Source organism: Alistipes sp. AF14-19, assembly GCF_003461645.1.
Lineage (GTDB): Bacteria > Bacteroidota > Bacteroidia > Bacteroidales > Rikenellaceae > Alistipes > Alistipes shahii.
This window is the reverse complement of record NZ_QTXM01000011.1, coordinates 39,575-64,062: the sequence shown is the minus strand read 5'-3', so window position 1 is coordinate 64,062 and position 24,488 is coordinate 39,575. Positions and strand designations below refer to the sequence as shown.

Annotated in this window: 23 protein-coding genes; 3 read left to right on the top strand and 20 right to left on the bottom strand. The window is 56.6% G+C overall.

What is annotated here, in order from left to right:
* Position 1: 1 nt before the first annotated feature.
* From DWW03_RS10515 to DWW03_RS10465, 10 genes are all read right to left on the bottom strand, one after another.
* Positions 2-712 (bottom strand): hypothetical protein, encoded by a 711-nt coding sequence (locus tag DWW03_RS10515; RefSeq protein WP_118404228.1) that lies wholly within the window; start codon positions 710-712, stop codon positions 2-4.
* Positions 713-726: 14 nt separating this feature from the next.
* Positions 727-1,077, bottom strand: coding sequence for a hypothetical protein (locus DWW03_RS10510; protein ID WP_118404227.1), 351 nt, complete (start codon positions 1,075-1,077; stop codon positions 727-729).
* A gap of 10 nt (positions 1,078-1,087) precedes the next feature.
* Positions 1,088-2,107: an LPD29 domain-containing protein gene (locus DWW03_RS10505; RefSeq protein WP_118404226.1), complete on the bottom strand. Its 1,020-nt coding sequence runs from the start codon at positions 2,105-2,107 to the stop codon at positions 1,088-1,090.
* Positions 2,108-2,132: 25 nt separating this feature from the next.
* Complete coding sequence (locus tag DWW03_RS10500) at positions 2,133-2,339, bottom strand: hypothetical protein (protein ID WP_118404287.1); 207 nt, start codon at positions 2,337-2,339, stop codon at positions 2,133-2,135.
* 8 nt (positions 2,340-2,347) lie between these two features.
* A complete protein-coding gene (locus tag DWW03_RS10495; protein ID WP_229107327.1) occupies positions 2,348-2,695 on the bottom strand; it encodes a hypothetical protein in 348 nt (115 codons plus the stop codon).
* 73 nt (positions 2,696-2,768) lie between these two features.
* Positions 2,769-3,269 (bottom strand): DUF4313 domain-containing protein, encoded by a 501-nt coding sequence (locus DWW03_RS10490; protein WP_118404224.1) that lies wholly within the window; start codon positions 3,267-3,269, stop codon positions 2,769-2,771.
* Between the two features lie 28 nt (positions 3,270-3,297).
* The gene (locus DWW03_RS10485; RefSeq protein WP_005834203.1) at positions 3,298-3,612 is read right to left on the bottom strand and encodes a hypothetical protein; all 315 of its coding nucleotides are present in this window, start codon (positions 3,610-3,612) and stop codon (positions 3,298-3,300) included.
* A gap of 11 nt (positions 3,613-3,623) precedes the next feature.
* Positions 3,624-4,118 (bottom strand): hypothetical protein, encoded by a 495-nt coding sequence (locus DWW03_RS10480; RefSeq protein WP_118404223.1) that lies wholly within the window; start codon positions 4,116-4,118, stop codon positions 3,624-3,626.
* 301 nt (positions 4,119-4,419) lie between these two features.
* On the bottom strand, positions 4,420-7,428 hold the full coding sequence (locus tag DWW03_RS10470; RefSeq protein ID WP_118404222.1) for an N-6 DNA methylase: 3,009 nt from the start codon (positions 7,426-7,428) through the stop codon (positions 4,420-4,422).
* Between the two features lie 79 nt (positions 7,429-7,507).
* Positions 7,508-8,455 carry a hypothetical protein gene (locus tag DWW03_RS10465; RefSeq protein ID WP_118404221.1) on the bottom strand — a complete coding sequence of 316 codons (948 nt, stop codon included), beginning with the start codon at positions 8,453-8,455 and terminating at the stop codon, positions 7,508-7,510.
* Positions 8,456-8,958: 503 nt separating this feature from the next.
* Here DWW03_RS10465 and DWW03_RS10460 point away from each other — a divergent pair.
* Together DWW03_RS10460 and DWW03_RS10455 are read left to right on the top strand one after the other, a co-directional pair.
* Entirely contained in the window at positions 8,959-10,320 is a 1,362-nt protein-coding gene (locus tag DWW03_RS10460) for a DNA recombination protein RmuC (protein WP_118406737.1), read from the top strand.
* A gap of 83 nt (positions 10,321-10,403) precedes the next feature.
* Positions 10,404-13,019: a glycoside hydrolase family 31 protein gene (locus DWW03_RS10455; RefSeq protein WP_022061973.1), complete on the top strand. Its 2,616-nt coding sequence runs from the start codon at positions 10,404-10,406 to the stop codon at positions 13,017-13,019.
* A gap of 63 nt (positions 13,020-13,082) precedes the next feature.
* On the opposite strand, the gene DWW03_RS10450 is transcribed toward DWW03_RS10455, so the two are convergent.
* The 5 genes from DWW03_RS10450 to dnaG form a co-directional block, all read right to left on the bottom strand.
* Positions 13,083-13,637 (bottom strand): hypothetical protein, encoded by a 555-nt coding sequence (locus DWW03_RS10450; protein ID WP_118406736.1) that lies wholly within the window; start codon positions 13,635-13,637, stop codon positions 13,083-13,085.
* A gap of 15 nt (positions 13,638-13,652) precedes the next feature.
* Complete coding sequence (gene tsaB, locus DWW03_RS10445) at positions 13,653-14,360, bottom strand: tRNA (adenosine(37)-N6)-threonylcarbamoyltransferase complex dimerization subunit type 1 TsaB (RefSeq protein ID WP_015547198.1); 708 nt, start codon at positions 14,358-14,360, stop codon at positions 13,653-13,655.
* Positions 14,361-14,487: 127 nt separating this feature from the next.
* Positions 14,488-15,264 carry a Cof-type HAD-IIB family hydrolase gene (locus tag DWW03_RS10440; RefSeq protein ID WP_022061971.1) on the bottom strand — a complete coding sequence of 259 codons (777 nt, stop codon included), beginning with the start codon at positions 15,262-15,264 and terminating at the stop codon, positions 14,488-14,490.
* Positions 15,264-15,725 (bottom strand): SsrA-binding protein SmpB, encoded by a 462-nt coding sequence (smpB, locus tag DWW03_RS10435; RefSeq protein ID WP_015547199.1) that lies wholly within the window; start codon positions 15,723-15,725, stop codon positions 15,264-15,266. Before smpB ends, DWW03_RS10440 begins: the two co-directional genes overlap by 1 nt.
* A 223-nt stretch (positions 15,726-15,948) precedes the next feature.
* Positions 15,949-17,922, bottom strand: a complete 1,974-nt coding sequence (gene dnaG, locus DWW03_RS10430) for a DNA primase (RefSeq protein WP_022061969.1) — start codon at positions 17,920-17,922, stop codon at positions 15,949-15,951.
* Positions 17,923-18,099: 177 nt separating this feature from the next.
* Between dnaG and uvrB the strand changes: the two genes are divergently transcribed.
* A complete protein-coding gene (gene uvrB, locus DWW03_RS10425) occupies positions 18,100-20,172 on the top strand; it encodes an excinuclease ABC subunit UvrB (RefSeq protein WP_022061968.1) in 2,073 nt (690 codons plus the stop codon).
* 86 nt (positions 20,173-20,258) lie between these two features.
* Here the strand turns inward: uvrB and DWW03_RS10420 are convergent, their stop codons facing one another.
* From DWW03_RS10420 to DWW03_RS10400, 5 genes are all read right to left on the bottom strand, one after another.
* Positions 20,259-20,753 (bottom strand): GtrA family protein, encoded by a 495-nt coding sequence (locus DWW03_RS10420; RefSeq protein ID WP_022061967.1) that lies wholly within the window; start codon positions 20,751-20,753, stop codon positions 20,259-20,261.
* Positions 20,753-21,724, bottom strand: coding sequence for a hypothetical protein (locus tag DWW03_RS10415; protein ID WP_022061966.1), 972 nt, complete (start codon positions 21,722-21,724; stop codon positions 20,753-20,755). The genes DWW03_RS10420 and DWW03_RS10415 overlap by 1 nt, the downstream gene beginning before the upstream one ends.
* Positions 21,721-22,593, bottom strand: a complete 873-nt coding sequence (gene lgt, locus DWW03_RS10410; protein WP_118406742.1) for a prolipoprotein diacylglyceryl transferase — start codon at positions 22,591-22,593, stop codon at positions 21,721-21,723. The genes DWW03_RS10415 and lgt overlap by 4 nt, the downstream gene beginning before the upstream one ends.
* A gap of 242 nt (positions 22,594-22,835) precedes the next feature.
* The gene (locus DWW03_RS10405) at positions 22,836-23,885 is read right to left on the bottom strand and encodes a sensor histidine kinase (RefSeq protein WP_015547205.1); all 1,050 of its coding nucleotides are present in this window, start codon (positions 23,883-23,885) and stop codon (positions 22,836-22,838) included.
* A 4-nt stretch (positions 23,886-23,889) separates the two neighbouring features.
* Complete coding sequence (locus tag DWW03_RS10400; RefSeq protein WP_015547206.1) at positions 23,890-24,486, bottom strand: riboflavin synthase; 597 nt, start codon at positions 24,484-24,486, stop codon at positions 23,890-23,892.
* Between the last annotated feature and the right edge of the window lie 2 nt (positions 24,487-24,488).

Here is a 24,488-nt window from a genome sequence, read left to right as displayed (position 1 = left end):
TTCAAGATTGCTTTAATGCAAGTAACTTGAGATAGTCTGCAATGGCACGCTGACAACCGGTAAAATCCGGAGTCCGTTTACCTTTATACTTTCTAAAATAGATCGTTCCCGATTTTGTAAGACCGTTTACGGATTTGTTGAATGTGCCTTTGGTACGGATATGGATTTCAAAACCATCCTGTTTGGCTATTTCAAGAAAAACGTTTGCCGCTATTCGCTCTCCATTTAGAAAATTCTGCTTGTAATCGTCAAGTTGCTGTTGCCATTTCTTTTCCTTTAATCGATCTTCCTCTTCTTCTTTAGCCTTCCGTTCCAGACGTTTTTGTTCCTGTCTTTTTAAGTACGCTTCACGGGCTTGCAATAAAGGTGCAGTATCAAGCCCAAGAGCTTCAAACACACGGATAGAAAGAAGAGAAATATGAACTCCTTTTTCTAAATCTTGAAGTATATTTGTTATCCAATTTTTACAATAAGCGGCAGTTATTTCTTTACGTTCCTCCTTGTCAAGAAATCGGCGCGAATATTGACCACAAGAGAAAAATACATTTTCTATCTTACAGACAACATGGAATATGTCTTCGCTTACATTTCCATATTCGTTTTTTGTAGATAATGAGAGATAAACATTCTCTGCATACGGCTCCAACTCCATATAAGGAGCAACGACGGTGGTATTCCCGTCAAACTTGTACTTGAATACTTTTGCCTTCATAATTATATCTGTTATTATTCATTCATATAATCCAATATGCTCCTTTCCAGTCTGTCGTATATTTGGTTGAATTGGTCTTGATATTCTTCCAGAAATACCCCGTCCGCATTACACATTTCATCGAGTGTCTTTTTGTTTGTCCGACATAATTCCATATCTGCCAATTCACAAACTATCTCAATAAGCATTGATCGATCCTTTTCTTCGGGCAACAGCCTGTCTTTTTTCAGGCAACAATAATTGCGGACATCAATTTTCAGGGACAGACCTGCCTCTTCCCAGCGTTCGTCAGGAAAGAGTGTGAATGCCTGTTTTAATTCATCAGGTTGTTGTGTCCACCATTTGTTCAAACTTTTAGGTTCCATATTCTTAAGTTTAATTGGTTGGTAATCGTTTGGTTTGCCATTGCCGATGTGCAACAATATATTCCTGACGTTCCTGTTCCAGCCTTGCTTCCGTTTCGGAGGTATAACCGAGAAATTCGATACATCCTCCGTTATAACCGGTCATCCGGCATCGCATACCCGCTTCGGTGAGTTTGTCAATCCGCTTTTGTGCGGTCTTGGCACTGGAATATTGCTTGGGCCAGAAGTAATGCTCGCCTTTCGACCCGTAGGTGTCTTCACCGAGAATCAGTTTCCCGGCATTTGCCCGGCTTTGGATAAAGTCGAAGCGGGCTTTGCCGAGTGCCTGACGTATGGCCTTGTGGGCGGCTCCTTCGGGATGCTTGAAAACCTCAGGCAGTTTATCTTTGGTTTGCAGCTTCGGCAGTTCCGTCTGATAGGGCTTGTCATACCGTCCGATGCCCAGTGTCAGATAGAAATTGGTATCGAAGTAGTCGGTCATGACGTCGCTGTTGTCGTAGTTGTACGACATGGTAAAATCACAGACGTTGAGCATGACCTCGCGTGCCCGTTCCGTAATGGTCCGGTCTGTTCCAATGTGATAATGGTTGATATCTTTATAGATAAGACCGGACTCTTTCGTGAAAGCCTCGAAATCCGCTTTAATCAGATAGATGTTGATGGAACGGTAACCGTTCTGCGTGACGGAGAATTTATACCGCGGATAGGTCTCCTTGAGCCATTTGCGGATAATCTCCACAATTTCCCCGCGCATCTGTCCGTTGTAGTTCCTGCCTTTCCAACGGTATTCGTTATAGACGTATTCCGTGTACTCGTTGGCTGATGCGCCGGCATAGTCATTTTCATAACCGGATGCGGCGACCGATACGGTCGTATCATCCTTCCATTTGGCGTACAATCTTTCAAATTCGAGATTGATCTGCTGCATGGTCTCCGTACTGCCACCCTTGTCGGGATGGTTCTGCAATGCCAGTACGCGGTAACTTTTCTTCAGTTCCGCAAGGCTGTTTATATTCTGAAAGTATCCCATAATGTTGATTTTTAATTGATGACCATTAATAAATGAGTGATTCGCAGAAAAAAGGCAGGAAGTCCTGTTCGATGCCGAGGTTGTCGCATGCCGATTCCAAATCGCCTTCCCGCAAATCGTTCGCGTTACATAATTCACGCAGGTTTCTTACTTCGGCATCGAGGTATTCCCGTGCCGTCTCTTTATCACACCTGCAAGAGGTGCATATCCTGTCAATGATTATTGTTTCCATCATTATTTTTATTTAGTTTTTGTATTTGAATCGGATAAAAGTTGCACGGTTGTCCGGAGTATCTCGTCCAGCCAGTTGATGCAACGTGCCCCGAGTTCAAAAGGACCGTCAATTTCGTACAAGTCATGGGAATGTTTGTTTTCCACAACAAGATGGAGGTCCTCCCCAAAGAATTGTATCCTGCGCACCAGGCACTCATAGGGATCGCCGTCATGGTCGAACCATATCACGTACACAGCGTCCACTGTATCGGGAAACTCCATTTCCGTTTTCCCATATTTCTCCAATACCGCTTTTATGGCGGCTGTAATCTCCTTGCGGAGTTTTTCTACTTGTTCGCTGAAATCTGTTTTCATAAGGCATAAAAATGAATGCGGGAGCCTCCGACGGACTCCCACGATTAGACATTCGGTTTATTTATCGGAAACATTATACGTAGATATTGATGCGATTGAACGATTCCGGACAATGCTGGAAGACAAGCGGCAGATTGACGTGTACCATCGGGTACTCCACCCATCCGCTGCCTCTCCGGTAGCCGGTATCGGTAGCAAGGTTGTTCAAAACCAGAAACTCCATCGCGTCGGGATTGTTGTTGATGTCGATGAAAGCCTTGTCGGGCAGTCCGATGGCATCCATCTCTTCCAGATTGACCGTCAGAATCGTGTAAGGCTCTTCCGTATCGGCCAGTTCCAGACAGAGAGCGAGCCAGCCGTTGTGATAGATTTGCGGAACCAGCCGTACAGCCTGCCCCTGATAGATGTAGAGCTTGTCCCGATAGGATTTGTCAGTCGGAACGATTTCAAACTCGTCTTCCATTTCCGTGAAAGAAAGCATCTGGTTATGGACTGCCACGAATGTATCTTTCTCCACCCGGTAGCACAGGTGGTCCGTTCCTGCCGAACGGATGATTTCTAATGAAGTGTTCATGATTCGGTTGTTTTTGAGTTATTACTGGTTAATTGCTTATGGTATTTGCCTTTACGCGGTCTTCGCACACGAGAGCCACGAAGTGTATTTCCATTATCTTGTGTCCGAAACAGACATCCGAGTTGTACTCCGCCCTCTGCCACAGCGTGAAACGGTCATTGCGGAACGACCACCGGAAATAACCGGAGAGCGACCTGTAATGCGGGTGGACGTTTCTCTCTATCAGTCGCCTGTTTACCTCCATGATGTTGGCCGACATCAGAATGATGTTCATGATTTCGATAAACGCCCTCGGCGCACAAGGGTCTATCGGGAATATCGGTCCTATGAAATTCATATTCATAATTGTATGTGTTAGTCGTAATTGTCGTCAAATACCTCATACGGGTAACTCGTCACGAATGAATAGTAGGAAGAGATACCCTGATAGACCAGGTTGTCCTCCTCCACATCGGGTTCTTCCTCCTCCCACACAACCAACCGAGCATGGGGGCTGTCCTGAAAGTAGGAAACGAGCAGGTGCGGATCTTCCGTCGCCAGGTTGTAGCCGTAATGTCCGCACCACTGCTCGAAACAGTCCTGCTGAAACTCGTCCAGCCGTTCCATTGCGTCCCGTACCTCGAAAAAGTTCGGGCATAGCCATTCGCTGCTGACCATGTATTCCGGAATGTTCTCCCAATCCGTGTAACGGTATTCGGGCTCGGCTTCTTCCGGGAAACGGGTGGCACAGGCATGGTGGAACTCATCTATGTCGCAATAGTCTGCCAGTTCCATCCGGTAGCTTTTCTTCGGATTGGCCGTTACCAGCCGTTTTGTCGTTACTGCTATTTCTGCTTCATTCAGATTCATGGTTCTTATTTTTATGATTATGGATGATGAATCCGCAGGGTTCACTTCCACAGGCTTCAAAAGGTCCGTGTTCCGGCGGTGCAGGGTTTTTGCGGAAAATACCGGAGCGCAGCGAGGATGATTTTCCGCAAAACCGCTTGCGGCCCGACCTTGCACAGCCGACAAGAACACGGAGTTACCTTTGCCTGTGGGAGTGGGCTCTGCGGATTTGACATGGTTATTTCCTTCCTGCTGTCAGGTACGAAAAATCCGGCATTGCCTTCGGGGAGGACGGATGCCGGATATATATGCGGATTCGTTTTCATGGTCGGTTTGCTATGCGTTGGCTGCCCCAGCTGATATGTATCTTGCCCTCGCTGTCCTGCGTGCGTATGAGCAGGCTGTCGATAACGGACATCGTAATGTCGAACTCGTCGAATATCTCGGACTGCTCCTTGACCTCGCCGCTCTTGATAAACTCGTTCAGCCGCTCCTTGGTCAGCACCAGTGCCATGAGGTTCTGTTCCACGGAATCCTCGTAAGTAATGAAATGCACGTTCTTCGTGTCACGGGAATCCAGCCGTATGAAACGGAAGTAGTATTGCTCCATACGCGGTATGTTCCATTGGAGCGATTCGAGAATGACATCGTTGCAGGAAGGGATGTTTACGGAACTGCTCAGGCTCTGCTGGGTGCATATCAGCACGCCGTTTATTGTGGCATCGAAACGGCTCACGATTTCCTGCCGTTTCCTGAACGATACGTCCCCCCGGACAATGAATAGCGGCCGTTCGGGGAAATGTTCCTCAAAGTATTGGCGGTAGAGGTCGAAAGCGGCGATGGAGGTGCAGCCGATGGCCACCTTACCCGGAATTTTCCTGACCAGTTTGTGGATGTATCTCGTCTTGCCCGGATAGGGGTCTCCCGAATAACCCTCTATCAGATGCGGGACCGAGCAGGCTTTTATCAGCAGCTTGATTTGGCGCATCAGCCGCAGACCGGCTTCCTTGCGGGTGTCGCCGGTGCTGTTATAATAAAGTTCGCAGATACGGCAGAACTCCTCGATGATGACACGGTACACCTCGTGCTCGCCGTCCGACGGGGTAACGGTGTGCATCCTGACCTTGTATTTCTCGCCGGCGAAGTCCTTGAACTTGCGCGTGATGATTGTCCTGGCAATAAGTGAGAACAATTCGTCCTTGTTATACACATCCTGGTTCTGCTTCTCGATACCGAACACGGACGCCTTGCCGGGGCAGTGGCAGGCCTTAAACAGCACATGTCCCCGAAAGGCAGGAAATGGTTCTCCATAATAAGAATTGCTTTCCGATTCTATTTCACGCTCCTTGTTCTCGCGATAGATACGGTCACACCGGCATATCATGTTCACTGAGTTGTTATACAGCAACTCGAATTGGCTGTACAGTTCCGATATGTTGTTGCGTGTAGTGGTTCCCGTGTCGAGCAGCTTGTATTTCAGCCTGCGAAAGAGGCAGAGGACATATTTCGTCCGTTGTGAGTTGGGGTTGGTGATTTCGTCCGACTCGTCGAAAACAAGGCACAGCTTACGGTTGCGGAGCTTTATGAACCGGGCAAGCCCCCGTTTCAGTTTGCCGAGCATGGAGGTGGAAACAATCAGGAAGATGCCCTCCGGCACATCTTCGAGGTCTTTGGAGGTACGGATCACACGGTATTGTTCCTTATTGGTTTTCAGGAAAGCGTCCCAGGTCATGTTGATGGCGATGGCGGGAGCCAGTATGACGACATTGCGCACTTTGCGGAATTTAAGCAGGTATTTGGCCCGGTGGTATGCGGCGGCGGTCTTGCCGGAACCTTGTTGCCAGTTAAGAAGGGCGTACCTCTTTTGCAGGACAAGATTGAGGTCATGTTTTTGCAGGTGGGTGAATTGGCAGGTTTCGTAGTCCTTATTGACGAATGTCGCGTTGTCCAGATACTCCGCCGGTTTGGGGTCGGGCTGCATATCGGGAAATTCCCGGTTCTGTATGTCATACTGCCGCTGTTTACGTGCGATGAATTTGCGAGCGGCTTTCAGTTGTCTGATGTTGGCTTCGGTAAGAAATTCCGGTTCCGGCAATGCTGTCCGCTCCAGTATCAGGCTGTTGATGCCGGCCGCCTTGTGTTCCACCTTATCCAGCAGACGTGGCGCATAGGCTTTCAGTTTGAAACCGTATGAGGTCTTGACCAGCGCGATTTCCTTCCGGGGCACGACATTCTGTGTTGTGATGTACTTGCGGATGACGGCAAGCACTTTGGCAGTCGTCAGCTTCTTGTGTTCCCACTCCTTGACCTGCTCGTTGGTGGCATTTTCGGGCGGCTTTTGGTTGCGGAATTTCGTGACAAGAGCCGTCGCCTTGTCGATATGCCTGTTCAGACTTGCGTGGGCTTTCAACTCGTACATATATTTGGCGAGCTTGTACTCAAACTGCTCCAGCTCTTCCTTGTCTATCCGGCTGGTTTCACGCATCAGGTCAAAACGCAACCGATGCTTCATCTCACGGGCTTGCATGACGCGCTCTTTCAGTTCCTCCCTCGTGACAAACTCGTCGGCATTGTAGGGCTGCATCCCTATATGCCGGGAATGCCGCAGGAATACCATGACCTTCGTGTTGAAGTTATCCACGCCGACGGATGTGAAAGCATGGGGTGCGAGCCCGCATTGCCCGATAAAGGAAAACTTATCGTTGATGTCCGTTATCCTGCGTTTCTCCCAGAACTCGCTCTGCATGAACGAAGACGGGACGACAATCATCAGGATGCCCGCCGGATTGAGCAGGTCATAGGCCTTATCCATGTAATACTCCTGTGACAGCCGGAAGTCGAACTTCAGGTTGAACGGCGGGTTGCCGATGATGATGTCGAAACGTTGCTCCGGACGGTATTGCTGTATGTCGCACTTCTCGATATGTGCGTCCGGATAGAGATACCGTGCAACGGCGACAGCCTTGCCATCGATATCGAAACCGTAGGTGTTGTGCCGGTTGGGCAGGTGGTTGAAGAAGTTGCCCATGCCGCAGCACATATCAAGAACCATTTCCGAGGAAGTTGGCGACAATACATCGACCATCTCCCAGCATATCTCGTGAGGGGTGAAGAACTGTCCCAGCTCGAACTCTTTCTTGGCCCGGGCATACTCGTGATAGCTGGCAAAGTCTGATTGCCTGAGGTTATGCAGCCCGCCGACGCCGGTATAGCAGTTGTATATGCTCTCCGCGGGAATCAGGTCCTTGCCGGAGTTTATGGCAAACAGGATCTTCTCGTTGACTTCAGCCCGCTTGTCTTGCGGTATCTGTTGGGGAATGATTGCATACATATCTTTGATGATTGTTGGTAAGACGAAAAACACCCCGCAAGGACTTCCTTACGGGGTGGCTGTGGCTGGTCTCTCATGGTCAGTTCTCGTTTCTCAGTTTGATTTCGCCCAATCGAAGACGGTCGAAACAGTTCCGGGCAGCTATGCTGTCCTTGAATTTGACGTCTATACGACCGTTCTTGTAGAACTTAATCTGCTCGGCATGGGTGGTCGTGAGGTCGTACCATCCGGTTATATCGACATTCCTGTCACATAAGCCGATAATCATTCCGATACCTCCACATAAGACGTCATCCGTACCGAAAGCAATGCCCTCGCAGAAGGTATCCACCTTTTGTTTTGTGCCATATTCAAACTCGTACTCTTGGTGATATTCAAGATGAATATTATCCCAGCGAACGATGTCAGGGAATATGATTTTGTCTTTCTTCAGTTCGGGCTTGGCCTTGCTCCAACAGGAAGGCGTGACCGTTTGCAAAAAACGTTTGAGCAGTTCCTCTTCCGCAGTTTCACGGAAACTTTTGCCGCCAAGATGTTCTATGACCATATCCACATAGGTTTCATAGACGGGACGGAATCCCATGTGCAGTGTCTTCTCGTCAATCTTCGGAACAGGTACGGACACGTTATAGGTCTTGTTAAAATAGGAAATGATGCGGTTGGCGAAATTTGCATTGGCATTGCAGTTCTTATCCACCAGATCGTTGATGATGTCGAACGGTTTGAACTCGTTGTGGGAATAGCTTTCGTCATCGTAGTGATTATACACATGATAGTTTTTGTACGTGGTTTTGCCGTTCTCCTCGTATTTGAACTTGAATTTTTCTTTGTACTGTTCCGCGTCCTCTTTGAAGAGGGCATACCATCGGTCGATCTGGTCGAGCGTCTTGTAGAGCAAATCTTGCTGGCTCTGACAATAGATACGGTCACGTTCCGTAATCTTGTCCTCGTTTCTTACTTGTACGCTTAAGATGCCGGAAAGCAGGTCGGGAGTGTTTGTTCTTTTTGCAATGTTGTCGGTCTGCATAATCTTATTTTTTTAGTTAGTCCGGCTTATGGGGCCGGAGTTCCCATAGTCGCAGGCTTAAAAGGTCGTGTTCAGGACATGCAAGGTTTTCGAGGGAAAATACCGCAAGCCCTCCGGGCGAGGATGATTTTCCCCGAAACCCGAAGGGCTTGACCTTGCAATGTCCGACAAGAACACGGACTACCTTTGCCTGTGGCTATGGAAACTACGGTCTCTCTATGGCGAGTAACCGTATTCTACTCCACAGAACATGAAATGATAAGATTTTAGATGGATTTCCGACTGAAACAGACTGCTTTTTCCGGAATAAATGTTACCTTTGTACCCAGTAAGAGAGTTATTTGAAAGCGTGAGAAACATGGTGTTCCACAGAGGCTTACTAATTTCTTATCCGTTGCCCACACCTCACGCGAATTCTTGTTAATCTATTTACAGTCAAATAAATAACTTCAGACTGTATCAAATATATAAAAAATTCCACGGAAAATTCTACCTTTGTCAGTATGAACACCGCATTCATTCTTGCAATCATCGTGCTCGGCGCCCTCTCGGCGGCGCTCGGGGCCATGCTCGCCGCCGCCCGCCGCGAAGCCGGCCACCTGCGTGCCGACAAGACCGCCGCCGAGCAGGCCCGCCTGCAAGCCGAAGCGGACATCCGCGTGCAGATCGAAACGCGGCTGCGCACCGAAACCGAACTGGCCGCCCTGCGCGCCTCGTCCCAGGCGGAAATCGCCGGCCTGAAACAAAAGAACGCCGAGGAGCGCGCCGCCGAGAAAGCCGAACGCGAACAGCTCGAAGAGCGTTTCCGCCTGCAATTCAAAAACCTCGCGACGGAGATTCTGGGCGAGCAGTCGCAGCGGTTCAAGGAGACCAGCAGGGAGTCGATCGACATCCTTCTGAAACCGTTCAAGGAGAACATCGTCGACTTCCGCAAGCGCGTCGAGGAGATCTACACCACGCAGACCTCCCAGCGGGGCGAGCTGAAATCGGAACTCAAACGCCTGATGGAACTCAACCAGACGATCTCCACCGAGGCCCGGAACCTGACCGACGCCCTGAAAGGCAATTCGAAGGTGCAGGGCGACTGGGGCGAGATGCTGCTCGAAACGATCCTCGACAGTTCGGCCCTCTCGAAGGGCATCCACTACCAGACGCAGTACAACATCAAGGACGAGGAGGGGCGCAACCTGCGGCCCGACGTGGTGTTGCACCTGCCCGAGAAGAAGGACATCGTCATCGACTCGAAAGTCTCGCTCACGGCCTTCGTGGGTTACTCCTCGGCCGACACGGAGGAGGAGCGGCGGCGTTATCTCGCGGCGCACATCGCCTCGGTGCGGCAGCACGTCACCGAACTGGGCCGCAAGGAGTACCAGCGGCGGCTCAATTCGCCCGACTTCGTCATCATGTTCATCCCCAACGAACCGGCGTTCCTCGCGGCGTTGCAGAACGACACGGCCATCTGGTCCGACGCCTACGACAAAAAGGTGATCATCTCGTCGCCGACGAACCTTTTCGCCCTGCTCAAACTCGTCGCCGACCTCTGGAAATACAACGACCAGGACAAGAACACCAAGGAGATCGCCGCCTGCGGACTGAAACTCTACGAACAACTGGTGGCCTTCACCGCCTCGCTCGAAGGGGTCGGCACGGCGCTGGACAAGGCCCGCGACGCCTACGAAGACGCCCACAAACGCCTCTGCACGGGCAACGACAACATCATCCGCGTCGGCGAACGCCTGCGCAAAACCGCCCGCCTGCAAACCAAGCGGCAGCATGCCGCGCGCACGCTCGAAATTGCCGGCAGCGATGCGGATTCGGACGACCGTTCCGAGGCCCCCGCCGCCCTGCCGGACAGCGGCGCATAGCCCCTCCGCAAAAAAAATCGCACCGCAGGCTCATCGTTTTGCCTGCGGGATGTGTCTATTCAGCAAACTAACCCCATAAACTTATGAAAAGAGCGACAATTCTTTTTACGGTCCTGTGGCTGACGCTGGGTGCGGCCGCGGCCGGGAATCCCAAGGCCGACCCGCGGGCCGTTGTCGAGGCGGGCAACGCACGCTTCACGGTCCTCACCCCGCAGCTGATCCGCATGGAGTGGAGCGAGGACGGCCGTTTCGAGGACCGCGCCACGCTGACCTTCGTCAACCGTGAGACGCCCGTGCCGGACTTCAAGGTCCGCGACACGAAATCCCGGCTGACGATCACCACCCCGGCCCTGACGCTGACCTACACCAAAGGCGGCAAGTTTTCGGACAAAAACCTGAAAGCCGTCTTCCGGCTCAACGGCCGCGAGGTCGTATGGACCCCCGGCACGGAGGACCCGCAGAACCTCATGGGCACGACCCGCACGCTCGACGGATGCGACGGCAGGAAGCTGGGGCGCGAACCGATGGAGCAGGGGCTTCTTTCGCGCGCAGGATGGTCGGTGGTCGACGACAGCGGCCGCCACGTGCTGACGCCCGACGGCTCCGCCTGGAAAGAGTGGGTCGAGGCGCGCCCCGCGGGCGACCGCCAGGACCTCTACCTCTTCGCCTACGGGCACGACTACAAGCAGGCGCTCGCCGATTTCCAGCTCGTCGCAGGCCGCGCGCCGCTGCCTCCGAAGTACACCTTCGGCTACTGGTGGAGCCGCTACTGGCAGTATTCGGACAACGAGTTCGTCGACCTGGTGCAGAAACTCAAGTCGGTCGACATTCCGATCGACGTGCTGATCGTCGACATGGACTGGCACGAGACCTGGGGCCTGCGCAAGAAAAATCCCGCCAAGGACGAGTACGGACAGCGCATCGGCTGGACCGGCTACACCTGGCAGAAGGAGCTGTTCCCCTCGCCCGCGAATTTCCTCCGATGGACCGAAAACGAGCAGCTGAAAGTAGCGCTCAACCTCCACCCCGCCTCGGGCATCCAACCCTACGAAGACGTTTACGAGCCGTTCACCCGGGAGTACGGATGGACCGAAAAGGGCAAGAGCGTGCCGTTCCATATCGACGAACAAAAATGGGCCGACGCCTATTTCAAGACCGTACTGAACCCGATGGAGCGCCAGGGCGTCGATTTCTGGTGGCTCGACTGGCAGCAGTGGATGGAGTCGAAATTCACCCCGGGACTTTCGAACACCTTCTGGCTCAACTACACCTTCTTCCACCACGCCGAGCAGCAGAACCCCGCGCTGCGGCCCTTCATCTACCACCGCTGGGGCGGTCTCGGATCGCACCGCTATCCGCTGGCATTCTCGGGCGACACCTACGCCAAGTGGGAGACGCTGGCCTTCCTGCCCTATTTCACGGCCACCTCGTCCAACGTCAACTACGGCTACTGGGGGCACGACATCGGTGGCCACATGTTCAAGAAGGAGACGAAAGCCACCGATCCCGAACTTTACACCCGCTGGCTGCAATACGGCGTCTTCACCCCGATCTTCAAGACCCACTCGACCAAGGACCCGCGCATCGAGCGTTACCTCTGGTTCTTCCCCGACCACCTGTTCGTCATGCGCGACGCCATCCGCCTGCGCTATACGCTGGCGCCCTACGTCTACAACGCCGCCCGCGAGAACTACGACACCGGCGTCGGCATGTGCCGTCCGATGTACTACGACCATCCCGAACGGGACGAGGCCTACAACGTCCCCGAGCAGTTCATGTTCGGCAACGACATCCTCGCCACGGCCGTCGTGGAGCCGGTCGACAGCGTCACGGGGCTGGCCGCGCGCCGGATCTGGTTCCCCGAGGGCCGGTGGTACGACTGCGCCACGGGAGCCATGTACGAGGGCGGACGCACCGAGGAGCTGCACTACACCCTCTCGGAAAATCCCTGGTACGCGCGGGCCGGAGCCATCCTTCCGATGAACCCACAGACGGTGAAAAACCTCCAGCAGCCCTGCGACACGCTGGTGCTGACCTTCATCCCCGGGGCCGACGGCGAGCTTGTCCACTACGAGGACGACGGCGTCAGCCAGCAGTACGCCACGGCCTACGCCACCACGAAGGTCACCAAGAAGCAGGAGGGCAACACCCTGCGCGCCGTCGTCGCGCCCCGCGAAGGCACCTACGCCGGTGCTCCCGACAGCCGCAGCTACGAAATGCGCTTCCCGGCGACCTTCCCGCCCAAAACGGTGCAGGTAAACGGCCGCGAAATCCCCTATGCCCGCTTCCCGAAAGCCGGACAATGGACCTACGACGCCTACACGCTCGCCCCGGTCGTCTACACGGACGCCGCGCCCTGCGACCGTCCGCTGGAGGTCGTGCTGACCTTCGACGACCACGCCGCGGCGCACCAGGCCGACCTCTACGGCAAAAGCGGAGTCTTCAAACGCTGCATCGACCTGACCGTCGAATTCAAGACCGAACAGGGCAAGACGGAACCCTACCTCATGCTGCCCAAGGAGTACCTCAACGTCTCGCAGTGCCCCAATTTCATTCTCGAAGACCCGGGCCGCATCGCCGGCTACCTGGCTGCCTACGAGAAGAACAAGGCCGCGCTGTTCGAGACCACGGACAAAATGACCATCATCGGTGAAAATTTCAAAAAACGACTGCGCGCGCAGATCGGTGGCGTGAAATAGCCGCCCGCTCCGAACGAAAAACCCCGCTGACATCAGCGGGGTTTTTATTTTGCTCCGACCCAGTTACGACCTCGTTTTCCAGCTTTTGCGCATCCGGCTTTCGATGCCCGGCGTAGCGTCGAGGGCCACCGTCTCCACGATGTCGTCCCACAATTCGGCGACCCAGCCGACACGCTCCCGGCAGCGTTTCAGGACCTCCACGGCCCAGACCTTCACGGCGACTTTCGCCTCCGGCGACACGGCCCATCCGGCGGCCGTTTCGGCGATCCGCTCCAGATCGCCGGGTTCGGGCGCATAACGCCCCAGCAGGTCGGCCATGATCTTCCCGAAATGACGCTGCGCGCTGGCGTTGGCGCACGCCGCGAAATCGACCCGGCAAAAGGATTCGGCACGGGGCATGAACGCCTCGGGGGCGTCGAAATAGATCCGTTCGAGCACATAGGCGCCGCGGAACAGCACCTTCTGCCGGACAGGTCCCGGCAGCTCCGGATGCGGCGCGGTCGCCACCTCGTACAACAGATCCACAGCCCCGGCATCGCGCACCCTCCGGGCCGTCTCGTCGGCGAAATTGCCGTGGAACCGCTCCGACAGGAGCCGTATCAGGTCAGCCTCGGTCATACTGCCGGCAACCGCTCAAAACAACTTCTTGCGGGATGTCGTAACGACGAAATCCTTCAGATAGAACGGCTCGAAATAGGCGATGTCCTCCGTGCGGCCTTCGTCGAGGGCCTGCTGGGCGAGCCGGGCAAGCCCGCGGGCCGACGGGGTCACCTCCACGCACACCGCGTCGGAAAGGATGCCGGCGCATTTGCGCGCCCCGCTGCCGAAGATCACGAACGGACGCCCCTGACCGCGGAAGGCGGCGAAACTCCCGGCGTCGACCACCTCGGCCGAAACTTCGCTCTGCGGACGCCCTTCGGCGTCGAAAACCTGCGCATAGACCTCCATGCGCCGGGCGTCGACCATCGGACACAGCAAGGCGTTCGACCAGTCATCTACGGCGAGAATCCCCGCCTCGTAGTCCTCGCGGGCCACCTCGGCCAGCGCATCCAGCGACCCGACGGCCACCAGCGGCTTCTGCAACCCGTAACACAATCCCTTGGCGAACGACACGCCGATGCGCAGTCCCGTATACGATCCGGGTCCCTTACCCACAGCCACGGCGTCGAGTTCGTCGGGCGCAATGTCCGTCTCGCGCAGCAGTTCGTCGACGAACACGCCGACCTTGCGGGCGTGGTCGCGCCCCTCGTCGCTCTCGCGCAGCGACAGCAGTTCGCCGTCCTTGGCGATGCCCACGGAACAGATGTCCGTTCCGGTCTCAATAGCAAGTATTAAACTCATAAGTTATCCTATCGTTTTCTCGCCACCATCGGCGGTTGTCGCCGCCTTCGGCGTCGTTTGCAAATCTGCCCTCCCTCGGAAGGGACTCGTCGCGACGCAACCCGGATTATCCGCCGGAACGCAGACGCTATATCACCCCGAAATGCTCCAATGCGCGCCGGATTCCGTCGTCGTCGACCGAAGCCGTCACATAGTCCGCGGCGGCGAGCGCCTCGTCGCATGCGTTGCCCATCGCCACGCCCGCGCCTGCGGCCCGCAGCATCGCCACGTCGTTGCCGCCGTCGCCGAAAGCCATCGTCTCGCCGTTCGCAAAGCCGAAATGCGCGGCGAACTCGGCCATGCCCGTCGCCTTGTCGACACCCCGGACATTGACGTCCGCGAAAATCGGGCACCAGCGCGACGCCACGAGCGACGGCAGTTCGGCCATCACCCTCTTTTCGAGTTCGGGATCGAAATAAAAGCACATCTGGCAGCAGTCTCCCCGGTCGAAAAGCGCCCGCAGATCGACCTGTTCGGGGACCGGATGCGCCACCATCTCCGCCAGACGCACCACTTCGGGCGTCACGCGGTTGACGAAAACTCCGTCGTTCAACTCCAACCCGACCGGAAAATCCAGCTCCGCCGACAAGGCGAGCGACTTCTCGAAGTCGGCGCGCGGAATCGGATGCCGGGCCACGACGCGGCCGTCACGCATCAGGCAGTCGGCGCCGTTGAGCGCCGCCACGCCGTCGTAGGGAATCGCCTCCAGATCGGCCAGATCGGCCGCCGCGCGCCCCGTGGCGATGAACAGCTGCACGCCGCGCGCATGGGCCTCACGCAACGCCTCGAGCGCCGAAGCGGGCACCCGGTGGGTCTTGAAGCTGATCAGCGTTCCGTCGACGTCCAAAAATATAGCCTTTATCATTACCGGTAGTTTTTCATCGCCTTATCCATCTCGCGCCGGGCATCGTTCTCCTTGAGGTATTCGCGCTTGTCGTACGACTTGCGGCCGCGGGCCAGCCCCACGACGACCTTCGCCAGGCCGCGCTCGTTCAGGAACAGCCGCAGGCCCACGATCGTCAGGCCCTTGTCCTGCGAAGCGCGCTGCAACTTGTCCAGTTCGCGGGCCGTGAGCAGCAGCTTGCGGTCGCGGCGCGGCACGTGGTTGTTGCACGTTCCCCAGGCGTATTCGGCGATGTTGACGCCGCGCACCCACAGTTCGCCCTTGTCGAAATAACAGAACGTATCGACCATCGAGGCCTTACCGGCGCGGATGGACTTGATCTCCGTTCCAACGAGCACGATGCCCGCAACGTATTCTTCCAGAATCTCATAGTCGAACGTCGCGCGCTTGTTCCGGATATTTATCTTTTTCTGTTCACTCATAATACTCAAAAACGGCACACAAATTGCGATTTTAATTGCGGGGGTGGGAATCGGTCAAGGTAACTAATTCTTTTATCTTTGATATGTTTTACACATCTTTCTGTTTATTTTCTGTTTGCACACGGTATGCGCAGTGATGCGTGTACGACCCGAGACCCGCCCCCTTTTTCTTTAAAAATCCTTATCCCGAAGTCTCCCTTCAATGCGGCCCGTCAAATACGGGTTATAAAATCAATCGTTGTATTTTATTTGCAATCGTTACTTTGACCTGATTGTAGGCCGTAAGCCGCTGCACCACGTCGCGCATCTCCTCGTCGGAAATGTTCTCGTCGCCCAGCCGGCCCTGCAACTCCTTGATCAGCGCCTCGATCACCTTCGACTTGTAGAGCGTCACGGCCTTCGGAACCCCCACGGCCAGCATCTCGGCGTCGGTGTCGATGTGGATCTCCTTACGCCGCCACAGCTCGCTGGCCACATAGTTGTCGTCCGAGGTGAGGATGTCCACCGACATGTTGCACACCTCGGGGTCGATATGGTTCAGGAAGACGTGCGCCGGAACCTCCACCCCCGTCCCCAGCTGCGCCCACTGCTCGCGGTAGGCCGCCATGATCTTGTTGTAGACCGGATTGCGGAAGGCGATGTTGTCGTCGCTGAGCTCCGAGAAAATCACCTCCGCGACGTTGCACGCCACCATCGTCCGGCCCTCCTTGAAATCGAACGAGCAGTGCCCGTACTTGAGCAGGTATTTCACGATCTCGCGCTCCAGCGTCTCGAAACTGCTCCCCGCCTCGACCTGTTTGACGAACTCCACCCCGGGCTGCTGCGCCTCCCGCTGCCGGAGGGTCGTCTGACGGCGCAGGAACTCGTCGGTCTCGCGGTCGCCCGACGTGGTCATGCGCTTGCGCGCCACCTCCGAAATGAGTATCTGCTCGTCGATGTCCATGATCCGCGCGCACTCCTTGATGTAGACCGAGCGCTGAATCGGATCGGGAATCACCGACACCGACTGCACCATGTCGGCGATCAGCGCCGCTTTGCGGATCGGGTCGCCCTCGGCGTCCTGCAACAGCAGTTTGGCCTTGAACTCCAGGAAGTCCTGCTCGTTGGCGCGGATATACTCCTGCAACTCGGATGCCGTATGGCTGCGCGCGAACGAATCGGGGTCCTCCGGCTCGGGCAGCAGCACCACGCGCACGTTCATGCCCTCCTTCAAGATCATGTCGATACCGCGCAGCGAGGCGTGAATGCCCGCCGAATCGCCGTCGTAGATCACCGTGATATTCTTCGTAAAGCGGTTCAGCAGGCGTATCTGCTCCGTCGTAAGCGACGTGCCGGACGAAGACACGACGTTCTCGACCCCTGCCTGATGCATCGAAATCACATCGGTGTATCCTTCGACCATGATGGCGAAATCCTGCTGCTGAATGGCCTTCTTGGCGAAATAGAGACCGTAAAGTTCGCGTTTCTTGCTGTATATCTCGCTCTCGGGGGAGTTCTGGTACTTGGCCACCTGCTTGTCGGTGCGCAGCGTGCGGCCTCCGAACGCCACGATGCGCCCCGAAATGTTGTGCACGGGGAAGATCACGCGGTCGCGGAAGCGGTCGTAGAGCGACCCGTCGCTCTCGCGTTGCAGCGAAAGCCCCGTCGAGACGAGAAACTCCTGCTTGTAACCCGCCGCCAGGGCGTCCTTCGACATCCGGTCGCCTTTGGCGGGACAGAATCCCAGTCCGAATTTCCGGATCGTGGCGTCGGTCATGCCGCGCTTCTGACGGAAATAGGCCAGGCCCACGCTCTGCCCTTCGGTCTCGCGGTGGAGGTAATTGGCGAAGTACTCCGCGGCCCAGCCGTTCAGGGCGAACATCGACTCGCGGTCGTCGTTGCGGCGCACCTCCTCTTCGGTCAACGCTTCCTCCTTAACCTCGATGCCGTAACGCTTGGCCACCATCTTCAGCGCCTCGGCATAGGTTGTGGCTTCCTGATCCATTACGAAAGTCACGGCATTACCGCCCTTCCCACAACCGAAACATTTATAAAGGCCTTTCGAAGGAGAGACTACGAACGACGGGGTCTTCTCGTTGTGGAAAGGACAACACGCGACATAGTTCACGCCCTTTCGTTTGAGCGTGACGTATTCGCCGATAATATCCACGATATTGGCGGCGGCGTAAATGCGGTCTACTGTTTCCCGGTCGATCATAGCCTACAAAGGTACGAATAATCGAATTAAGAATTAAAAATTAAGAATTAAAAATTATTCTCCGCCCGCCGTCTTCCATCCGATGTCCCCGCACTTCTTCGGCATGAGATTCGAACACGAGGAAATAATTCGCGACTTTTAATTCTTAATTTTTAATTCTTCACTACCTTTGCATCTATGGATTTCAAGTTAGTATCGGACTATGCCCCGATGGGCGACCAGCCGGAGGCGATCGGGCAGCTCGTCAGCTCGATCGAACACGGGTCCAAACACAACACGCTGCTGGGCGTGACGGGTTCGGGAAAGACTTTCACGGTGGCCAACGTCATCGCGCGGCTGAACCGTCCGACGCTGGTCCTGAGCCACAACAAGACCCTCGCGGCGCAGTTGTACGGGGAGTTCCGCAACTTCTTCCCGGAGAACGCCGTGGAATATTTCGTGTCGTATTACGACTACTACCAGCCGGAGGCCTACCTGCCTTCGACGGACACCTATATCGAGAAAGACCTCCAGATCAACGCCGAGATCGAGAAGATGCGCCTCGGCACGGTCGCCACGCTGCTGTCGGGCCGCCGCGACGTGATCGTCGTGTCGAGCGTCTCGTGCCTCTACGGCGCGGGCAACCCGGCGGACTTCCACGCCACGGCCATCAACATCAAGGTGGGGCAGGTCGTCAGCTACAAGCATTTCCTCTACAAGCTGGTCGAGGCGCTCTACACCCGCACCGAACGCGAGCTGGAGCCTGCGACGTTCCGCGTCAACGGCGACACGGTGGACATCATGGCGGCCTTCGGCGAGTTCGGCAACCAGTGCTTCCGCGTGATGTTCTTCGACAACGAGGTGGAGGCCATCCAGTCGATCGACCCCGTCACGGGACAGCGCATCGCCTCTCTCGACAGCATCACGCTCTACGCCACGAACCTGTTCGTGACGACCAAAGAGCGCATCAACGCCGCCGTGCAGCAGATCTACCTCGACCTGGGCAAGCAGATCGAGTTCTTCGAACGCGCCGGGCGTCCGATGGAGGCGCAGCGCATCAAGCAGCGCGTGGAGTACGACCTCGAAATGATCAAGGAGCTGGGCTACTGCCCGGGCATCGAGAACTACTCGCGCTACTTCGACGGCCGCGCCGCCGGGACGCGCCCCTTCTGCCTGATCGACTATTTCCCGAAGGACTACCTGATGGTCGTGGACGAGAGCCACGTCACCCTGCCGCAGGTCCACGCCATGTTCGGCGGCGACCGCGCCCGCAAGGAGAACCTCGTGGAGTACGGCTTCCGCCTCCCGGCGGCCAAGGACAACCGCCCGTTGACCTTCTCGGAGTTCGAACAGTTGCAGGGCACGTCGATCTACGTGAGCGCCACGCCCGCGGACTACGAGCTGATGAAGAGCGAAGGCGTGATCGTCGAACAGCTGATCCGCCCCACGGGGCTGGTGGACCCGCCGCTGGAGGTGCGCGTGACGCTGAACCAGATCGACGACCTGATCGGGGAGATCGACAAGCGCGTGAAGAACGACGACAAGGTGCTCGTGACGACCATCACCAAACGCATGGCCGAGGAGCTTTCGAAATACTTCGACCGCGTGGGCGTACGCAACCGCTACATCCACTCGGACGTCGACACGCTGGAGCGCATCCAGATTCTCGAAGACCTGCGGGCCGGGATGTTCGACGTGCTGGTAGGCGTGAACCTGCTGCGCGAGGGACTCGACCTGCCGGAGGTGGCGCTCGTGGCGATCCTCGACGCCGACAAGGAGGGATTCCTGCGCAACGTCCGGTCGCTCACGCAGATCGCCGGACGCGCCGCGCGCCACTCGCAGGGCAACGTGATCCTCTACGCCGACACCTGCACCGACTCGATGCGCTACGCCATCGAGCAGAGCAACCGCCGCCGCGAGAAGCAGGTGCGCTACAACATGGAGCACGAAATGCTGCCGCGGCAGGCGCAGAAGAGCGGCTCGGGACAGAGCGCGCTGCTGGCGGGCCGCGTCGACACGTCGGAGGTCAACATGACGGCCTACCCCATCGCCGAAGACCACTACGCGGCGGCGGCCGACGTACAGAAAAACTACACGGCCAGCGAGAACATCGACGCGCTGATCGACAAGGCCCGCGAGGAGATGGAACGCGCGGCCAAATCGCTGGACTTCCTCGCCGCGGCGAAATTCCGCGACCGGATGTACGAACTCCAGAAACTGCGGGAGGAGAACCGGAATCAGAATTCACAATTCACAATTCACAATTCATAATCGGGCATTCTGCAAAAATCGGCCTGAAAGTCCGCTCCCGACGACACGAAAAGTCGTTCGGCTATGAATGGAATTCAGATTCTTGTCTATTCCGGTTTTTCCGCGTGGCGGAAGGTGAAATATTTGGCTGCGAGGAAACTGTAAACCGTCGTCAGCAGCGTCGTGACCATCTTCGCCGGCGTGGGCCACACGCCGCAGACTTCCACGAAGAACTTCAGCCCCGCATAGGTCAGCAGCACCGACCCCGCCACCGAAAGCAGGTAGCGCAGAAGCTGCGTCCCGGCCCCGATCGGCGACCGGCGGAACGCCACGTAACGGTTGAGCCAGAAGCCCACGAAGAAGGTGAACGGAAAGACGAGAATCATCGCCGCGATGTGCGGGGAGACGACCACGAATCCCAGGTCGACGTAGCGGTGCGCCACGATGAAATTGTAAAAGAGGAAATAGCAGACGGGATCGAACAGGATGTAGGTCACACCGCCGCAGACCACGTAACGGAACACCTGCCGGGGCAGGACCGCGGCGACGGGCCGGATGTAAAACCAGTCAATCACCCGGATTATCAACTCTGCAAGGGCCATCAGCGGGCGGTGTAGGTCCACATGTCGGGGAAACGCCCGTCCTGCACGCGGATGAACTGCGCACAGGCTCCGGCATCGTCCGACGAGAAGGGCGAAACCATGAATTTCCCCCCGAAACGGTAAATCCGGCAACGGAGCGCCGACTCCTTGGCCTCGGTCTCCCGCACGGCGCGCCGGGCGTTCTCTTCGGTGCTGAAAACCCCCAGCACGACATAGTGGCGGCCCGAAAGCAACGCCGTCGGGACGTCCTGCTCCTGCGCCGGATGCGTTTCGGCGATCTCCGGTTCCGGGGCTGCGTCGGGAACGGAAGCCCCCGAAGCCGCGCCCCCCGCCTGCGCAGCGGACTCCCCGGCCACAGACCGTTCCGTCGGAGGAGCCTCGACCAAAGCATCGGGCGCTTCGACGGTCCCGAAGCTGTCGGACGCAGCGGGAATCTCCGTCACGGCCGCCGCTTCCGGCGCCTCCGGATAGAGCAGCAGGAACTCCCGCCCGCCGTAGACCGCCGCAATCCCGATTGCCGCGATGCCGACCCACAGCGGCCAGTCGAAACGACGCTGCACACGAACCCGCACGGGTTCGCGCCCCTGCGGATTCAGCCGGAGGTCGAACGCCTCGTCGGGGATAAAATTCTTGAATTTCAGCTCTCCGACGCCCTCGACGGTCAGCAGGTCGGCCCGGTGCACCCGGGCGATCCAGCGGTCGTAAACGGCCTGCGCCTCGGCTTCGGGATTTTCGTATCCGCCGGCCTCACGCATGACGCGGGCAATCTCGTCGACCAGTGACACGCCCCGCTGCTGCGAGGTGAAGGCCACCGTGCGGCTCGGCGGCAGTACGGTTCGCCGGTTGAGCCGCCTGGCTCCCTGCCGCTCGGTGTAGAGCGAGCCTACGCCGGGCAGAAAAATCTCCCCGCCGCCGGCCAGCAGGTTGCCGACAAGCCTGCCGATCTGCTCTTCCATCGGGTTCGCGTTCATTTTTTCTTCTTTTTAGGCGTTGCGGCCGGGGCTTTCGGCACCGGACCCGGAACGGTTCCGGGCCGGGTCGCGCCCCGCCAGATCATATAGATTCCCAGCAGGATGAAGGGAATGCTGAGCCACTGGCCCATGTCCAAAGCCCAGCCCACTTCGAAAGGCTCCTGCTCGGTTTTGATGTACTCGATGAAAAAGCGCGTGAGGAACGTACCGATCAGGCCGATTCCGAACAGAATGCCCGGACGGCGGCGCGCAATGTCCCTCCTGTAATAGAGCCAGCAGAGGATGCCGAAAGTCGCCAGGTAGCAGAGCGCCTCGTAAATCTGCGTCGGGTGCACCGCCGCAGGGGCGAACTCGGCCACCCACTTGTGCGAACGGACGAACTCGAAGCCCCACGGCAGGGTCGTCGCCTGGCCGAAAATCTCCGAGTTGAACAGGTTGCCCAACCGCACGATCGCACCGCCGATGCCCACCGGAATCATAATGCGGTCCAGCGACCAGATATAAGGCAGTTTGTTGCGGCGCGAGAAGAGCCACAACCCGATCAGCAGGCCTATGGCCGCGCCGTGGCTGGCCATTCCTCCGTCGCGAAATCCCGTGATGATGGTCCACGGCTTCGAAAGGTATTCCATCGTGTCGTAGAACAGACAGTGGCCGAGCCGCGCGCCGAGGATCGTGGCGAGTGTTCCGTAAATGAAAATCGACTCCGAGACCTTTGCGGGAAGTCCTTCGCGATTGACGAAGTTATCGAAGAATTTCGCGCCGATCAGAATGGCCAGCGCCCACATCAGCCCATAATAACGGATGTCGAGCGACCCGATGCTGAACAGCACCGGATCGAAATTCCAGACAACGGAAAGAGGTTGTAGAATCATTTATTTAAGTTGTTTCTTTATTATTCAGCCCCGATTCCTTTTCGGGCGGTCACAGTCGCCGCCTCCGGCGTCGCATTCGAATCTGCCACCCCACCCCTCTTTCGGGGAGGGAGACGGCGTACGCCCCGCGCCTCTCGTCCGAAAGCCGTCTCTCAAACGACCCACGTAAAGGACTTGTCGCGACGCAACCGGAATTCAGACCGAAATGCTAACGGATCTTACTCCGGATTTCGTACATTCTATTTCATCTCCTGCAAATTCACCTTCTTCAGCGTGAAGGAGAACGTGCTGCCCACGCCGAGTTCGCTGCGGACCGTGATCCGTTCGCCGTGCGCTTCGACGATATGTTTGACGATGGCCAGCCCGAGTCCCGTGCCGCCCTGCTCCCGCGACCGCCCCTTGTCCGTACGGTAGAAGCGTTCGAACACACGCGGCAGGTCCTCCTTGGCAATACCCGAACCGTTATCCTCCACCTCGATCAGAATTTTATCCAGCATGTCGCGGAAACGGATGCGGGTCTGCCCGCCCTCCTTGCCGTAGCGGATCGAGTTGATGATCAGGTTGACGAACACCTGCCCGATGTAGTGTTTGTCGGCCAGCACCCAGAAGGGCGAAGGCAGGTTGTCGGTCCCCTTGACCGAAATCCGGATCTCCTTCCTGTCGGCCTCCATCTCGGCCTGCTCGGCGATCTCCTTGGCCAGCGCCACCACGTCGAATCGCTCCAGATTGAGCTTGTTCATGCTGCTTTCGAGTTTCGAAATGGTGTCGAGGTCGTTGACGATGTTGATCAGACGGTCGATGCTCTTCTCGGCGCGTTCGAGGTATTTGCGGTTGATCAGTTCGTCCTCCAGCCCTCCGTCCAGCAGCGTCGAAATATATCCCTGGATATTGAATATCGGGGTTTTCAGTTCGTGGGCCACGTTGCCCAGATATTGCTTGCGAAAGCACTCGGCCTCTTTCAGCCGGGCGATCTCCCGGTCGTTGGTGTCGGCCCAGGCCGTCAGCTCCTCGCCGATGTTCTCGACGCGCTTGTCCTTCAGTTCCGAGAAGATCTCGTTGGTGTGCACGTCGCGCGAAAGCACGATCGAATAGATCGGCTTGAGTTTGTAAGCCACGTACTTGCGGATGATGAACAGCGCCGCGAGCGCCACCACGACGAACACCCCGACCGACGTGCAGAGCGTGATCCACCATTCGATATGCTGTATAACCATACCCACGGCGACGATCGCCGTGGCGAGCAGGGCGATCCACAGCGACGCGCCCTCCTTTGTCTTGATGTGTACCATAGGCTTACTTCATGTAGTTTTGCATCAGCCGGGCGATGTATTTGCCGACGATGTCGAATTCGAGGTTCACGACCGAACCGACTTCGATGCGGCAAAAATTCGTGTGCTCGAAGGTGTAGGGAATGATCGCCACCCGGAAACTGCTCTCTTTCGAGTCGCAGACCGTGAGGCTCACGCCGTTGACCGTCACCGAACCTTTCTCGACCGTGCAAAGTCCGGCGCCCTGCGGCTCGTACTCGAAGGTGAAGTACCAGCTTCCGTCGGCATCCTCCTTCGCCGTGCAGACCGCCGTCTGGTCGACGTGCCCCTGCACGATGTGCCCGTCGAGCAGGGCATCGGGTTTCATCGACCGTTCGAGGTTGACCAGATCGCCTTCGCGCAGCAACCCGAGGTTGCTCCTGTCGAGCGTCTCCTTCATGGCCGTCACGGTGTAGGTGTCCTCCGTGATGTCCACAACTGTCAAACATACGCCGTTATGTGCTATGCTCTGGTCGATTTTCAACTCCTTGCAGAAATCCGCCCGGAGCGTGAAATCCTTGTTCTGACGGTCCGTGCGGATCGAAACCACTTCCGCCGTACGTTCCACGATGCCTGAAAACATAC